Raw genomic sequence first — 14,627 nt, forward strand, 5'->3', positions numbered from 1 at the left:
CGCGATCACCAGCTTCTGAAGCGCGCCGGCGGCGCATAGAGTCCGCCCGACCACGCGACGAGATCGTCGATGCTGCGCGCCGCGAGCAACGAACGCTTCGCTTCGCCGCGTCGCACGCCCAGGTCTTCCGGATACGCGACGATCCCGCGCCTTCTCAGCTCGGCGGTCTTCGACGGATCGGCGCGCATGCCGATCGGCGTCACGCCCGCGACCGCCGCGAGCGCGGCGCGCCGCTCGTCGACGCCTTCGGCCGCATGCAGATACGCGATGCCTTCTTCCGTCACGACGTGCGTGACGTCGTCGCCGTAGATCATCACGGGCGCGATCGGCATGCCGCTCTTTTCGCCGACGGCGATCGCGTCGAGCGCATCGACGATGGTCGGCTCGCCGCCTTTCTTGTACGTCTCGGCCGTCTGCACGACGAGCTTGCGGCCGCGCGCGATCTTCGGATTCGGGCCGTCGTCCTTCAGCAGCTTGAGCCACGCTTCGCTCGAATGACGGCGGCCGTGCGGATCGTGCCCCATGTTCGGCGCGCCGCCGAAGCCCGCGAGCCGTCCGAGCGTGACCGTCGACGAGTTCGCGTCGGCGTCCATCTGCAAGGTCGAGCCGATGAAGAGATCGACGCCGTATTGCCCCGCAAGCTGGCAGAACACGCGATTCGAGCGCAGGCTGCCGTCGCGGCCGGTGAAGAAGACGTCGGAGCGCGCCGCGATGTAGTCCTCCATGCCGACTTCGCTGCCGAAGCAATGCACGCTCTGCACCCAGCCCGATTCGATCGCGGGAATGAGCGTCGGGTGCGGATTGAGCGCCCAGTTCGTGCAGATCCTGCCCTTCAGGCCGAGCGATTCGCCGTACGTCGGCAGCAGCAGTTCGATCGCGGCGGTATCGAAGCCGATGCCGTGATTGAGCGTGGTGACGCCGTAGCGCTCGTAGATGCCGCGGATCGTCATCATCGCCATCAGGATCTGCAATTCGCCGATGTGGCGCGGATCGCGCGTGAAGAGCGGCTCGACCGCGAACGGGCGATCCGCCTCCACGACGACATCGACCCACGAGCCGGGAATATCGACGCGCGGCAGTTCATCGACGATCTCGTTCACTTGCGCGACCACGATGCCGTGCCGGAACGCGGTGGCTTCAACGATCGTCGGCGTGTCCTCGGTGTTTGCGCCGGTGTACAGATTGCCGTGCCGGTCGGCCTGCACCGCGCACACTAGCGCGACTTGCGGCGTCAGATCGATGAACATGCGCGCATACAGTTCGATGTACGTATAGATCGCGCCGATCTCCAGCAGGCCGTCTTCGAGCAATTGCGCGACGCGCAGGCTCTGCGGTCCCGCGAACGCGAAGTCCACCTTGTGCGCGATGCCCTGCTCGAAGAGCGCGAGATGCTCGGGCCGGCTGATGCTCGAGATGAGCAGATGGATGTCGTGCACGCGCGCAGGATCGAGCTTCGCGAACGCGCGCGAGAGGAAGTCGGCCTGCTTCTGGTTGTTGCCTTCGAGCGCGACACGGTCGCCGGCGACGATGAGCGCGCTCAATGCATCGACGATGCGCGCGGCATCGAGCACCGGGCCGCTCATCCACGGCTCGATCAGTTTCAGACGCCGCGCTTTTTCCTGCGCGCGCGTGTTCCAGTTGCGGGTTGACGAGAGCGCGTCGGCGGAGGTGGATGAGTTCATCGGTCGGCCTTCGGAGTGGTCGTTCGGGAAGATGCGCGGCGCTTCTTCTTGACGTGGCTCGATTGTGCGAGCGCCTGCGCATCGGCGAGAAAGCGGTGGATGAGTTCGCCCGTCGCGAGCAGATGGCGCGCGACGAGCGTCTGCGCCTGCTCGATATCGCGCGCGACGAGCGCATCGAAGATCGCGCGATGCTCGGCATCGGACGCGTCCTTATGGATCGGCAGTCCCAGCTTCAGGCGCAGATAGCGCTCGCCGCGCCGGTGCATCTGGCCGATCAGCTCCATCAGGCGCGGGCGGTCCGCGGGCGCGTAGAGCGACATATGGAACTGCTCGTTGCGCACCACGTAGAGCGCGGGATCGGGCTCGCTTTCCGCGGCTTCGAGCAGGTGCTTCGCGACGGCGAGGGTATCGGGCGTGTGATGCCCGATCGCGATGCCGATCGCGAGACTTTCCAGCGACGCGCGAATCTCGTAGATCTCGCGCGCCTCGTCGGCCGATTGCAGGCTGACGGCCGCGCCGCGATTCGGCTCGATCGTCACCCAGCCCTCGCTTTCGAGCTGGCGAAACGCCTCGCGCACCGGAATCGCGCTGACGGAAAACTGCCGCGCGATCGCGTCCTGGCGCAGCGGCTCGCCCGGCAGCAGCGAACCTTCTACGATCGCGGCGCGCAGCGCATCCGCGATGAAGCGCGACGTGCTCTGGCGCGGTTCGAACTGCGCGTCGCGAAATGAAGCCGGAGGCTGCGATCCGGCGGAGAGATCTGTCGGCATGGCTAGGTGAAAGTGCGGACTTGTCGTGTGTCGATGTTCAAATATTATATATAAAAACGCACACGGAACCCCCGGTGCTTTCCCTAGACGCCATAACAAACACCATTCACGGCGCGTCGTTAATTCCTTTGGAGAGACATGGCCATGCCGACAACGCTGGATCGACAGATAGGCGCCACGCGCGCCACGAAGACGCCGCTCAACCGGTCGCAGATCACCGGCTTCTGGGGCGCATGGGCCGGCTGGACACTCGACGGCATGGATTCGTTCATCTATGCGCTCGTGCTGGCACCCGCGCTCACCGAGTTGCTGCCGCGCTCCGGCTACGAAGCGACGCCGGCGAATATCGGGCTGGCAGGCTCGATTCTCTTCGCGCTGTTTCTGGTGGGATGGGGGTTGTCGTTCATCTGGGGGCCGCTCGCCGACCGTTTCGGACGCACCAAGGTGCTCGCGGCGACCATCTTCACGTTCGCGATCTTCACGGGCCTCGCGGCGACCGCGCACAACGTGTGGGAGCTCGGCATCTATCGTTTCTTCGCGGGCGTGGGTATCGGCGGCGAATGGGCGCTGGCGGGAACGTATGTCGCGGAAGCGTGGCCCGAGGATCGTCGCAAAATGGGCGCGGGCTATCTGCAGACCGGCTATTACGCGGGCTTCTTTCTCGCCGCGGCGCTGAACTATACGATCGGCGCGGCGTTCGGCTGGCGCGCGATGTTCCTCGTCGGCCTGTTCCCGGTCGTCGTGTCGATCCTGGTGCTGTTGCGCGTGAAGGAAACCGACAAGTGGGAGCGCGCCGAGTCCGCTCATCCGCATGTCAAACACGAAAGCTCGCTCAAGGCGATCTTCAATGCGCAATATCGCAAGCGCACGACCGTCGCGGCCGTGCTGCTGACGGTGGCGATCATCGGTCTGTGGGCGGGCGCGGTGTACGAGCCGTCCGCGGTGATTCAGCTCGCGACCAAGGCCGGCATGAGCAAGGCCGAGGCGGCGCGCATGGCGTCGATCGCGACCGGGCTGCTTTCCATCGGCACGATCGTCGGCTGTCTCGCGCTGCCGCCGATGGCCGAGAAGATCGGTCGCAGAAAGACGCTCGCGGTGTATTTCGTCGGCATGGCGGCGTCGATCGCGCTCGCCTTCGGCTGGGCGTTCTATCTGCCGAACGGGCTCCTGCCGTTCATCGCGCTGCTCGTCGTGCTGGGCTTTTTCGGCGGCAACTTCGCGCTCTTCTCGTTGTGGCTGCCCGAGCAGTTCGAAACCCGCGTGCGTGCGACGGCCTTCGCGTTCTGCACCTCAGTGGGCCGCTTCTTCGGCGCGATCGTGAACTTCGGCATCGGCGCGATGGTGCTCAACATGAAGACGCTCGGCGCGCCGATCGCGATCACCGCGATTGCGTTTCTCATCGGCCTCGCGGTGATTCCGCTCGCACCGGAAACCAAGGGGCAGGAGTTGCCGAACTGACGGCGCAGCGCCTCTTGCGGACGGCGGCCTTCTCAAGAGGAAGGCCGCCGTTTTTCATGCGCCAAAGCTTACTTTTTGTAAGTTTTCTCTCGGTAATAGCAGGTTACGAAGTCGAACACTTGGCACGGCATCCGTCCGATATAGTCCCGTCAACACAACAAACAACCCATCGAGGTGGGGCTTCACATGAACAAGGTATCGAAGGCTTCCGTGCTGGCTGGCGCCGTGATGGTCGGCGGTCTGATGTTGTCCGGCGCGGCGAATGCGGGAGTGTCCGTGGGCGTCAACATCGGGGTGCCCGCGCCTGTGTATGTCGCGCCTGCGCCGGTGTATGCGCCGCCTCCGCCGCCCGTCGTGTACGCGCCGCCTCCGCCGGCGGTCTATGCGCAACCGGCCATCGTGATCGGCTGGCATGGCGACCGTTACTGGGATGGCCGTCGCTACTGGAACCACGACGATTACTACCGCCATTACGGTCATGACCACGGCCACGGGCATGATGGACACGACAACGGCCGTCACAACGGCTGGCGCTGATCGCCTGGCGTCTGCGTTGGCCGCTATCGAAGGCCACCCGTTTCAGGGTGGCCTTTTCATTGCCGCTCGAGCAGCAAAGGGCGGATTTGCCGATAAAACAACACCGCCGGGAAGTTCCCACCTGGACGCAATGTAACAAAAGGTAAGCTTTCTCCTGACGTAAGGCCAGGTCGCGCAACAACTTACAAAACTGAAATATTGCACTGAAAGCTTTCCGTTATATTGCGTCGGAAGCGAACAAGCAGAAAGGCGAGGTCGGGTGCATATGAAAAAGAACTTTTCCGGACGAATGGCCGCGGGCGTGCTGGCGATCGCGGCGCTGGGCGCGACGAGCATCGTCGCGCGAGCGGCGGACGTTCACGTCGGCGTGAATATCGGCATTCCGGCGCCGGTGTATGTCGCGCCTACGCCGGTGTATGCGCCTCCGCCGCCGCCCGTCGTCTATCAGCCCGCGCCGATGTATGCGCCGCCGGTCGTCATCGGCTGGCACGGCAATCGATACTGGGACGGACGCCGCTACTGGAGCCGCTACGACTGGAATCGCTATCACGGGCATCGTCCGCCACCGCCTCCGCCGCGTCCGCACGGTCCGCCGCCGGGGCATGGCAATGGACACGGCAATGGACATGGCGGTCCGCACGGCCATCGTTGAGGGCTGGGCGCGCGAGCCTCGCAAAAGAAAAAGCGCCGCTCACGAAAAGTGAGCGGCGCTTCTTTTTTGATGCAGGGAGCGAGCGGTTATTCCGCTTCGCCGCCCATTCCGCCGACGACCGCATGGAACCCGGCATCGACGTGGACGACTTCCGCGCTCACGCCGCCCGACAGATCCGACAGCAGGAACGCCGCGACGTTGCCCACTTGCTCGATCGTCACGTTGCGCTTGAGCGGCGCGTTTTCTTCGACGAAGTTCAGGATCTTGCCGAAACCCTTGATGCCGCTTGCCGCGAGTGTCTTGATCGGGCCGGCCGAAATGGCGTTGACGCGCACGCCCTTGCCGCCGAGCGAGGACGACGCCGCCATGTAACGCACGCTCGCTTCGAGCGATGCCTTCGCGAGTCCCATCGTGTTGTAGTTGGGCAGGGCGCGTTCGGCGCCGAGATAGGAGAGCGTAAGCAGCGACGAGCCGTCTTTCAGCATCGGCAGCGCGGCCTTGGCGAGCGCCGGGAAGCTGTACGCGGAAATGTCGTGCGCGACGCGGAAGTTCTCGCGCGTCATGCCGTCGAGGAAGTCGCCCGCGATGGCTTCGCGCGGCGCGAAGCCGATGGAATGCACGAGGCCGTCGAGCGAGTCCCAGCGTTCTTTCAGCGACGTGAAGAGCGCGTTGATTTGCGCATCGTCGGCGACGTCGCAGGGATAGACCATGTCGCTGCCGAACTCGGTCGCGAACTCGGTGATGCGCTCCTTGAAGCGTTCGCCGACATACGTGAACGCCAGTTCCGCGCCTTCGCGCTTGCAAGCCTCGGCGATGCCGTAAGCGATCGAGCGGTTCGACAGCAGGCCCGTCAGCAGAATTCGTTTTCCAGCGAGAAAGCCCATGAATGCTCCTTCTTTGATGTCAGTGTCGCGCGCGGGCGCCGAGATGAACAAAAATAGCGGATGCCGCGCGTAGCGTGCGTCGCGCGATCGGCCCGCATGCATGCGCCTGGATGCCGGGCCGAACGGTGCGTGATTTTGGGTAGAATTCTCTCACATCGCAATGCCCCGCCGAGGATTCTCGCGGCGTTCGCTTCGGGCGTCTGCCCGGGTCACTCAATCGCGTCACACCTTCACATCGCGCCAAGAGGCACATGACGACTCGCACGACGATCCGCTCATCCGGCGCCTCACGCATGTTCATCGCGCTTGCGTTCAGCGGATCGATCGCGGGGTTCGCGAGTCCGGCTCACGCGGTGCATGCGATCGCGCAATACGGCGAGCCGAAGTATCCGGCCGGATTCAAGCACTTCGACTACGTGAATCCCGACGCGCCGCGCGACGGCACGCTCGTGCTCGCAAACCCGAACCGGCTCACGAGCTTCGACAAATTCAATCCGTTCACACTACGCGGCAATCCCGCGCCCGGCCTTTCGCTGATGTTCGAGAGCCTGACGGCGGGCAGCTCCGACGAAGTGTCGACAGCTTATGGCCTGCTGGCCGACGATATCTCGGTCGCGCCCGACGGCATGTCGACGACCTTCCACATCAATCCGAAGGCGCGCTTTTCCAACGGCGATCCGGTCACGGCGGAAGACGTGAAGTTTTCGTTCGAGACGCTCAAGAGTCCGCAGGCCGCGCCGCAGTTTTCGGTCTACTTCGGTCAGATCGCGCGTGCGGTGATCGTCGATCCGCTCACGATCCGCTTCGAGTTCAAGATCGCGACGCGCGAGATGCCGCTGCTCGCGGGCGGCATTCCGGTGTTCTCGCGCAAGTGGGGCATGAAGCCGGACGGCACGCGCATCCGGTTCGATCAGATCGCATTCCAGAAGCCCATCGGCAGCGGGCCGTATCTGATCGAACGATACGACAACGGGCGCACGATCTCGTACAGGCGCAATCCCGATTACTGGGGCGCGGCGCTGCCGGTGCGCGTCGGCCTGTTCAATTTCGCGCATATCGACTACAAGCTCTACGGCGATCCCACCGCGCGTCTCGAAGCGTTCAAGGCGGGTGAGTACGACGTGCTCGTCGAGTACGTCGCGCGAAGCTGGGTGCGGCGCGACATCGGCAAGCGCTTCGACAGCGGCGAGCTCATCAAGCGCGAATTCCCGCAGCACAACGGCACGGGCATGCAGGGCTTCTTCATGAACACGCGCAAGCCGCTTTTCAAGGACGTGCGCGTACGTCAGGCGCTCGATCTCGCGCTCGATTTCGAGTGGCTCAACCGGCAATTGTTCTTCAATCAGTACAAGCGTATCGACAGCTTCTTCGTCAACACGGACCTGCAAGCGAAGGGCACGCCGAACGAAGGCGAACTGGCGATATTGAATCCGCTGAAGGGCCAGCTCGATCCGTCCGTGTTCGGCGAGATGCCGCGTCAGCCGGACACCGATCCGCCCGGCTCGCTGCGCGCCAATCTCATCAAGGCGCGCCAGTTGCTCGCGGAAGCGGGCTGGACCTATCGCGACGGCGCGCTGCGCAACGCGAAGGGCGAGCCCTTCGTCTTCGAGATCCTCGACGACACCGGCGGCGGCGCATCGATGGAGCCGGTCGCGGCCGCGTTCGGGCGCAACCTGCAGAAGCTCGGCATCACGATGAACTTTCGCACCGTCGATTACGCGCTGATCCAGAAGCGTCTCGATGCGTTCGACTTCGACATGACGAGCGTGCGCATGCCGGACGTGCAGGTGCCGGGCACCGAGCAGGTTTCGCGCTTCGGCAGCAAGTCCGCCGACGAGCAGGGCTCGGACAATCTCGCGGGCGTGAAGTCGCCGGCCGTCGACGCGATCCTGCAGAAGGTGATCTCCGCTCAGACGCGCGAGCAGCTCGTCGACGCGACGCACGCGCTCGATCGCGTGCTGATGAACGGCTACTATGTGGTGCCGCACTGGTACTCGGCGACGCATCGGGTGGCGTATCGCAATACGCTCGCTTATCCGTCGACATTGCCGCTGTACTACGGCGCCGAGGAATGGGTGATATCGACGTGGTGGGCGAAGCCCGCGCACGCCGCGAAGTGACGAGGACGCGCCATGTGGAGCTACATCCTTAAACGCATTCTCTTGATGATCCCGACGCTCATCGGCGTGTTGACGCTCACGTTCGTCGTGATCCAGTTCGTGCCGGGCGGCCCCGTCGAGCAGGCCGTGCACGATCTGCGGCGCGGCCAGTCGGAAGGCGGCGGCGGCTTCGGCCTGCGCACGCATACGGGCGTCGATGCGCAACAGGTCGAGCAGCTCAAGAAGCTCTACGGTTTCGACAAACCGCCGCTGCAACGCTATTTCCTGATGCTCGGCAAGTTCGCGCGCTTCGATCTCGGCGAAAGCTACTTCAGGCATCAGAGCGTGTGGTCGCTGATCGTGTCGAAGTTGCCGGTGTCGATCAGCATCGGTTTGTGGACCTTCTTCATCACTTATTTGATATCGGTGCCGCTCGGCATCGCGAAGGCGGTCAGGAACGGCTCGAAATTCGATGTCGCGACGAGTCTCGTCGTGCTTGTCGGTTTCGCGATTCCGGGCTTCGTGCTGGGCGTGCTGTTGCTCGTGCTCTTCGGCGGCGGAACGTTCTGGCAACTGTTTCCGCTGCGCAATCTCACGTCCGACAACTGGGCCACGCTTTCGCCCGGCGGCAAGATTCTCGATTATCTGTGGCACATCACGTTGCCCGTGGTGGCGTCGGTGGTCGGCAGCTTCGCCATCATCACGATGCTCACGAAGAACGCGTTTCTCGACGAGATCCGCAAGCAATACGTGCTGACCGCGCGCGCCAAGGGCCTGAGCGAGCGGCGCGTGCTATGGAAGCACGTGTTCCGCAACGCGCTCCTGCCGCTGATCGTCGGTTTTCCGGCGGCGTTCATCGGCGCGTTCTTTACGGGCAGTCTGCTGATCGAGACGCTGTTCTCGCTCGACGGGCTCGGGCTGCTCTCGTACGAATCCGTCGTGCGGCGCGATTATCCAGTCGTGCTCGGCACGTTGTATCTCTTCACGCTGATCGGCCTTGCGACCAAGCTCATCTCGGACCTCTGCTACGTCTGGGTCGATCCACGCATTCAATTCGAACAACTGGAGCGCTGATTTGAATCGAGCCGCTTCACCCCGATCGTCACGGCGCGACGCCAGCGCCAGCGATGCGCAACCGCTGCGCGGCGAGGCATCGGTGCCGCCCGGGCGGCGCGTATGGCAGCGCTTCAAGCGCAACCGGCTGGGCTACTGGAGCCTCATCGTGTTCATCGCGGCGTTCGTCATCAGTCTCGCGGGACCGCTGTGGTCGAACGACAAGCCGCTCGTCGTGCGCTATCAAGGGCATTTCTATTTTCCGCTCGTGAAGACCTATGCCGAGACGACCTTCGGCGGCGATTTCCCGACGCCCGCCGATTATCTCGATCCGTTCGTGCGCGACCGGTTCAGCGTGCCCGGCAACTTCGCGATCTATCCGCCGAATCACTACTACTACGACACGCTCAACTATTTCTCGAAGGGCTCGAACCCGGCGCCGCCTTCGCGCGAGAACTGGCTCGGCACCGACGATCGCGGCCGCGACGTGTTCGCGCGGCTCGTCTACGGCTTTCGCGTGTCGGTGCTGTTCGCGCTCGTGCTGACGGCGATCGGGACGATGCTCGGCGTCGTCGCGGGCGCGGTGCAGGGATATTTCGGCGGCAGGATCGATATCACCGGGCAACGTCTGATCGAGATATGGAGCGCGTTGCCGGAGCTCTATCTGCTCATCATCTTCGCGTCGATATTCGAGCCGAGCCTGATTCTCTTGATCATCCTGCTGTCGCTGTTCGGATGGATCGGGCTGTCGGACTACGTGCGCGCCGAATTTCTGCGCAATCGCACGCAGGACTACGTCCGCGCCGCGCGCGCGATGGGCCTGTCGAACTGGCAGATCATCTGTCGGCACGTGCTGCCCAACAGCCTGACGCCGGTCATCACGTTTCTGCCGTTTCGCATGAGCGGGGCGATTCTCGCGCTGACGAGCCTCGATTTTCTCGGGCTGGGCGTGCCGTCGCCGACGCCCTCGCTCGGCGAACTGCTCGCGCAGGGCAAGGCCAATCTCGATGCCTGGTGGATCTCGCTGTCGACCTTCGGCGTGCTCGTCGCGACGCTGCTCTTGCTCACCTTCATGGGCGATGCGTTGCGTAATGCGCTCGATACGCGCATCGCGGACGCGGTGAAGGCGGGGGGGGGCCAGTGAGCGAGCCTTTGCTTTCGATCGAAGACCTGCGGGTGCGCTTCGGCGACACGTTCGCGGTCGACGGCGTGAATCTCGCTATCCGCGCGGGCGAGCGTGTGGCGCTCGTCGGCGAGTCGGGCTCGGGCAAGAGCGTGACGGCGCTGTCGGTCCTGCGCCTCGTGCGCGATGCCGAAGTGACCGGATCGATCCGCTTCGGCGGCGAGGAACTGCTGTCGAAGAGCGAGCACGCGATGCGCGGTCTGCGCGGCTCCGACATCGCGATGATCTTCCAGGAGCCGATGACCGCGCTCAATCCACTCTACACGGTCGGCGACCAGATCGGCGAGACGATCCAGCTGCACGACGGCCTGAGCCCTCGCGAGGCGAGAAAGCGCGCCATCGCGCTGCTCGCGCGCACCGGCATCACCGAGCCGGAACGGCGCGTGGACAGTTATCCGCATCAGCTCTCTGGCGGTCAGCGTCAACGCGCGATGATCGCGATGGCGCTCGCGTGCCGGCCGCGTCTTCTGCTCGCCGACGAACCCACCACGGCGCTCGACGTGACGATCCGCGCGCAGATCGTCGAGTTGCTGCTGGAGCTTCAGCGCGACGAGGCGCAGAAGCGCGGCATGGCCGTGCTGCTCATCACGCACGACCTGAATCTCGTGCGGCGCTTCGCCGAGCGCGTCGCGGTGATGGAGCAGGGCGTGCTCGTCGAAAGCGGCACGGTCGAGGCGATTTTCACGTCGCCACAGCATCCGTACACGAAGCGGCTGATAGAGAGCAAGCCGAAGCGCGCCGTGCTGCCGGTGTTGCCCATCGCGCCGGTGCTGCTCGACGCGAAGGACGTGTCCGTCGATTACCCGACGCGACTGCCGGGTTTCGCCGGCTGGTTCCGGCGCGGCCGCTTCAAGGCCGTCGACGACGTGACGCTGACCGTGCGGCAGGGCGAGACGCTCGGCATCGTCGGTGAATCGGGGTCCGGGAAGTCCACGCTCGCGATGGCGCTGCTCGGCCTGCAGCGCATCTCGACCGGCATGGTGCAGTTTCAGGGGCGCGCCATCGGCGATTTTCGCGGACGCGAAAAAACCGTGCTGCGCTCGAATCTGCAAGTGGTGTTTCAGGATCCGTTCAGTTCGCTGTCGCCGCGCCAAACGGTGGAGCGGATTGTCGGGGAAGGGCTCGCGCTGCATCGCCCCGAGCTCGATGCAAGCGCCCGGCGCGCGAAGGTGATCGCGGTTCTGCGCGAAGTCGGCATGGAGCGCGCGGCGCTGGACCGCTATCCGCACGAATTTTCCGGCGGACAGCGGCAGCGCATCGCGATCGCACGCGCGCTTGTGCTCGAACCGAGCATCCTGATCCTCGACGAACCGACCAGCGCACTCGATGTTTCCATTCAAACTCAAGTACTTGCGCTCTTGGCCGACATTCAGAAGAAGCACAATCTCGGTTACGTTTTCATTAGCCACGACCTGCAGGTCATCGGCGCAATGGCGCATCGCGTCGCGGTGATGCGAAATGGTTTTGTCGTGGAGTCGGGCGAGGTAGAGAAGATTTTTGCGAACCCTTCCGACGAATACACAAGAAAGCTTTTGAGAGCAGCCCTGGATTCCTAAAAATCTTTCTTTTTCACCAATTGGGTGCCCAACTCAATTGTATTTTTCTATTTCTTTTGACAGTTAAATACTTTATGGCTAGTATCCCTTCAAACTTTCACGTATCTCCCTGATTTAGCAGCCTTTAATTGTAAAACCTACCGACCGATGCAGCCACTAACGATGACTCAGACATGCGCGCGCGCCGCCGCGGGCATGTTAATCGGCCTTCTGATGACAACAACTTCCGGCGCGTTCGCCGATGAAGTCAGCAGTAGCAGCCAAAATGCCGCCAACGGCATTTTCTCCTCCAGCAAATCCAGCGATGCAACAAGCGCAGACGCCGCCAGCAGTCCGGGCGGCGCGAAGTCGTTCCTGTCGGGCGTGGCGAGCAAGGCCGGCGACGTCGTCGTCGGCGCGCTCAACATGATCGGCGTGCGTTATCGCTGGGGCGGCAACACCCCGGATTCCGGTCTCGACTGCAGCGGCTTCGTGCGCTACGTCTTCCAGGACACACTCGGCATGACCTTGCCGCGCCGTGCCGAAGAAATGAGTCGCGTAGGCGAGAAAGTGACCGTCGCCGATCTCAAGCCGGGCGATCTCGTGTTCTTCAACACAATGCGCCGCTCGTTCTCGCACGTCGGCATCTACATCGGCGACAACAAGTTCGTCCATTCGCCGTCTACCGGCAGCACGATCCGCGTCGACGACATGGAAGACGGTTACTGGGAAAAGCGCTTTCAGGGCGCGCGCCGCATCGAGAACGCCCAGGTCGGCGATGGCTCGGACCTGCGCCAGCGCGTGAGCGCATCGATCGGCGGTTACTGATCGACTGTCGCCATCGGGAAAAGCCTGCTTCCTTATCGGATGCAGGCTTTTTTGTTTTCGCGCTATGCAGGCGCGGCAATCGGAAAGCCTCATTGCACGCGCCTCTAAAAGCCGTTATAGTTTTTGAATGAACTTTTTCCCGTTCCCCTTCTCGTTGTTCCCGGCTGGTGCGCCGCTACGCGCACTATCGCTGCTAGCGCGCCTACCGCGCTAATTCGTCTCGCCTCCCGTCTGCTCGTCCTTTTCAGGTTTTCGACGCCAGCGGTGGCGCGAACACCCGAATTCCCTTTTGAGTTTCATCTCGATATCTCCAACAATCGATAAATCTCCCCACAGGAGCCCAACATGGCAGCAGACAAGTTGATCATCTTCGACACGACCTTGCGCGATGGCGAGCAGTCCCCCGGCGCGTCGATGACGAAGGAAGAGAAGATCCGCATCGCGAAGCAACTGGAGCGCATGAAGGTCGACGTGATCGAGGCGGGTTTCGCCGCCAGCTCGAACGGCGATTTCGACGCGATCAACACCATTGCGTCGCTCGTGAAGGACAGCACGGTCTGCTCGCTCGCCCGCGCGAACGACAAGGACATCCAGCGCGCCGCCGATGCGTTGAAGCCCGCCGGCCAGTTCCGTATCCACACGTTCATTGCGACGTCGGCGCTGCACATGGAAAAGAAGCTGCGCATGACGCCGGACCAGGTCTACGATCAGGCGCGCCTCGCGGTGCGCTTCGCGCGCAAGTTCACCGATGACGTCGAATTCTCGCCGGAAGACGGCAGCCGCTCGGACATCGACTATCTTTGCCGCGTGCTCGAAGCAGTGATCGACGAAGGCGCGCGCACCATCAATATCGCGGATACGGTCGGCTACGGCGTGCCGGAACTCTACGGCCACCTGGTCAAGACGCTGCGCGAACGCGTGCCGAATTCCGACAAGGCGATCTGGTCGGTGCACTGTCACGACGATCTCGGCATGGCCGTCGCCAATTCGCTCGCGGGCGTGCAGATCGGCGGCGCGCGGCAGGTCGAATGCACGATCAACGGTCTGGGCGAACGCGCGGGCAATACGTCGCTCGAAGAAATCGTGATGTCGGTGAAGACGCGCAAGGATTACTTCGGCCTCGATCTGGGCATCGACACGACGCAGATCGTGCCCACCTCCAAGCTCGTTTCGCAGATCACCGGCTTCGTCGTGCAGCCGAACAAGGCGGTGGTCGGTGCGAACGCGTTCGCGCACGCGTCGGGCATCCACCAGGACGGCGTGCTGAAGGCGCGCGACACCTACGAGATCATGCGCGCGGAAGACGTGGGCTGGTCGGCCAACAAGATCGTGCTCGGCAAGCTGTCCGGCCGTAACGCGTTCAAGCAGCGTCTCGAAGAACTCGGCGTGCAACTCGAATCCGAGGCCGACGTGAACGCGGCGTTCGCGCGCTTCAAGGACCTCGCCGACCGCAAGGCCGAAATCTTCGATGAAGACATCATGCAGATCGTCTCCGAGGAATCCGCCGAGGCGCAGGCGAAGGAGCACTTCCGCTTCATGTCGATGAAGCAGCATTCGGAAACCGGCGAACAGCCGCAAGCGAAGGTCGTTTTCGCGGTGGAAGGCACCGAAGTCACGGGCGAGGCGGGCGGCAACGGGCCTGTCGACGCGACGCTGCACGCGATCGAATCGAAGGTGGGAAGCGGTGCGGAACTCGTGCTGTATTCGGTCAACGCGATCACGACCGGTACGCAGGCCCAGGGCGAAGTCACGGTGCGTCTGTCGAAGAGCGGGCGCATCGTGAACGGCGTGGGCACGGATCCGGATATCGTCGCGGCGTCGGCGAAGGCGTATATCGCGGCGTTGAACAAGCTGCATTCGAAGGTCGAAAAGCTCAATCCGCAGCTTTGATTCTTCGGCGCGGTTTCGCCTGACATGCAAAAGCCCTCGTGAGAGGGCTTTTTTGT

12 protein-coding genes are annotated in these 14,627 nt (G+C 63.4%); 9 read left to right on the top strand and 3 right to left on the bottom strand.

What is annotated here, in order from left to right:
* Window positions 1-5: 5 nt before the first annotated feature.
* Together mdcA and U4Y90_RS10975 are read right to left on the bottom strand one after the other, a co-directional pair.
* The gene (mdcA, locus tag U4Y90_RS10970; RefSeq protein ID WP_321794575.1) at window positions 6-1,682 is read right to left on the bottom strand and encodes a malonate decarboxylase subunit alpha; all 1,677 of its coding nucleotides are present in this window, start codon (window positions 1,680-1,682) and stop codon (window positions 6-8) included.
* Window positions 1,679-2,452 (bottom strand): GntR family transcriptional regulator, encoded by a 774-nt coding sequence (locus U4Y90_RS10975; RefSeq protein ID WP_321794576.1) that lies wholly within the window; start codon window positions 2,450-2,452, stop codon window positions 1,679-1,681. Before U4Y90_RS10975 ends, mdcA begins: the two co-directional genes overlap by 4 nt.
* A gap of 144 nt (window positions 2,453-2,596) precedes the next feature.
* Between U4Y90_RS10975 and U4Y90_RS10980 the strand changes: the two genes are divergently transcribed.
* The 3 genes from U4Y90_RS10980 to U4Y90_RS10990 all read left to right on the top strand — a co-directional run bounded on the left by U4Y90_RS10980 (window position 2,597) and on the right by U4Y90_RS10990 (window position 5,099).
* Window positions 2,597-3,910 carry an MFS transporter gene (locus U4Y90_RS10980; protein WP_321794599.1) on the top strand — a complete coding sequence of 438 codons (1,314 nt, stop codon included), beginning with the start codon at window positions 2,597-2,599 and terminating at the stop codon, window positions 3,908-3,910.
* 186 nt (window positions 3,911-4,096) lie between these two features.
* Window positions 4,097-4,447, top strand: coding sequence for a hypothetical protein (locus tag U4Y90_RS10985; protein WP_321794577.1), 351 nt, complete (start codon window positions 4,097-4,099; stop codon window positions 4,445-4,447).
* 265 nt (window positions 4,448-4,712) lie between these two features.
* On the top strand, window positions 4,713-5,099 hold the full coding sequence (locus tag U4Y90_RS10990) for a hypothetical protein (RefSeq protein ID WP_321794578.1): 387 nt from the start codon (window positions 4,713-4,715) through the stop codon (window positions 5,097-5,099).
* 86 nt (window positions 5,100-5,185) lie between these two features.
* Here the strand turns inward: U4Y90_RS10990 and fabI are convergent, their stop codons facing one another.
* Window positions 5,186-5,983: an enoyl-ACP reductase FabI gene (fabI, locus tag U4Y90_RS10995; RefSeq protein ID WP_321794579.1), complete on the bottom strand. Its 798-nt coding sequence runs from the start codon at window positions 5,981-5,983 to the stop codon at window positions 5,186-5,188.
* Between the two features lie 293 nt (window positions 5,984-6,276).
* On the opposite strand from fabI, the gene U4Y90_RS11000 reads away from it, so the two are divergent.
* The 6 genes from U4Y90_RS11000 (at window position 6,277) to U4Y90_RS11025 (ending at window position 14,571) form a co-directional block, all read left to right on the top strand.
* Window positions 6,277-8,103: an extracellular solute-binding protein gene (locus U4Y90_RS11000; protein WP_321794600.1), complete on the top strand. Its 1,827-nt coding sequence runs from the start codon at window positions 6,277-6,279 to the stop codon at window positions 8,101-8,103.
* 12 nt (window positions 8,104-8,115) lie between these two features.
* Window positions 8,116-9,156 carry a microcin C ABC transporter permease YejB gene (locus tag U4Y90_RS11005; RefSeq protein ID WP_321794580.1) on the top strand — a complete coding sequence of 347 codons (1,041 nt, stop codon included), beginning with the start codon at window positions 8,116-8,118 and terminating at the stop codon, window positions 9,154-9,156.
* 1 nt (window position 9,157) lies between these two features.
* A complete protein-coding gene (locus U4Y90_RS11010) occupies window positions 9,158-10,279 on the top strand; it encodes an ABC transporter permease (protein WP_321794581.1) in 1,122 nt (373 codons plus the stop codon).
* Window positions 10,276-11,874 carry a dipeptide ABC transporter ATP-binding protein gene (locus U4Y90_RS11015; RefSeq protein ID WP_321794582.1) on the top strand — a complete coding sequence of 533 codons (1,599 nt, stop codon included), beginning with the start codon at window positions 10,276-10,278 and terminating at the stop codon, window positions 11,872-11,874. The genes U4Y90_RS11010 and U4Y90_RS11015 overlap by 4 nt, the downstream gene beginning before the upstream one ends.
* Before the next feature lie 147 nt (window positions 11,875-12,021).
* Window positions 12,022-12,681, top strand: coding sequence for a C40 family peptidase (locus U4Y90_RS11020; RefSeq protein WP_321794583.1), 660 nt, complete (start codon window positions 12,022-12,024; stop codon window positions 12,679-12,681).
* Between the two features lie 345 nt (window positions 12,682-13,026).
* On the top strand, window positions 13,027-14,571 hold the full coding sequence (locus U4Y90_RS11025) for a 2-isopropylmalate synthase (RefSeq protein WP_321794584.1): 1,545 nt from the start codon (window positions 13,027-13,029) through the stop codon (window positions 14,569-14,571).
* Window positions 14,572-14,627: the final 56 nt, after the last annotated feature.

Origin of the sequence: Caballeronia sp. J97 (genome assembly GCF_905220305.1) — a bacterium.
Lineage (GTDB): Bacteria > Pseudomonadota > Gammaproteobacteria > Burkholderiales > Burkholderiaceae > Caballeronia.

What these genes read in the sequence shown, in the direction of transcription:
- U4Y90_RS11000 (WP_321794600.1), top strand. Translation starts at nt 6,277, where the DNA reads ATGTTCATCGCGCTTGCGTTCAGCGGATCGATCGCGGGGTTCGCGAGT.
- U4Y90_RS10990 (WP_321794578.1), top strand. Translation starts at nt 4,713, where the DNA reads ATGAAAAAGAACTTTTCCGGACGAATGGCCGCGGGCGTGCTGGCGATC.
- mdcA (WP_321794575.1), bottom strand. Translation starts at nt 1,682, where the DNA reads ATGAACTCATCCACCTCCGCCGACGCGCTCTCGTCAACCCGCAACTGG.
- U4Y90_RS10985 (WP_321794577.1), top strand. Translation starts at nt 4,097, where the DNA reads ATGAACAAGGTATCGAAGGCTTCCGTGCTGGCTGGCGCCGTGATGGTC.
- U4Y90_RS11005 (WP_321794580.1), top strand. Translation starts at nt 8,116, where the DNA reads ATGTGGAGCTACATCCTTAAACGCATTCTCTTGATGATCCCGACGCTC.
- U4Y90_RS11020 (WP_321794583.1), top strand. Translation starts at nt 12,022, where the DNA reads ATGCAGCCACTAACGATGACTCAGACATGCGCGCGCGCCGCCGCGGGC.
- fabI (WP_321794579.1), bottom strand. Translation starts at nt 5,983, where the DNA reads ATGGGCTTTCTCGCTGGAAAACGAATTCTGCTGACGGGCCTGCTGTCG.
- U4Y90_RS10980 (WP_321794599.1), top strand. Translation starts at nt 2,597, where the DNA reads ATGCCGACAACGCTGGATCGACAGATAGGCGCCACGCGCGCCACGAAG.
- U4Y90_RS10975 (WP_321794576.1), bottom strand. Translation starts at nt 2,452, where the DNA reads ATGCCGACAGATCTCTCCGCCGGATCGCAGCCTCCGGCTTCATTTCGC.
- U4Y90_RS11025 (WP_321794584.1), top strand. Translation starts at nt 13,027, where the DNA reads ATGGCAGCAGACAAGTTGATCATCTTCGACACGACCTTGCGCGATGGC.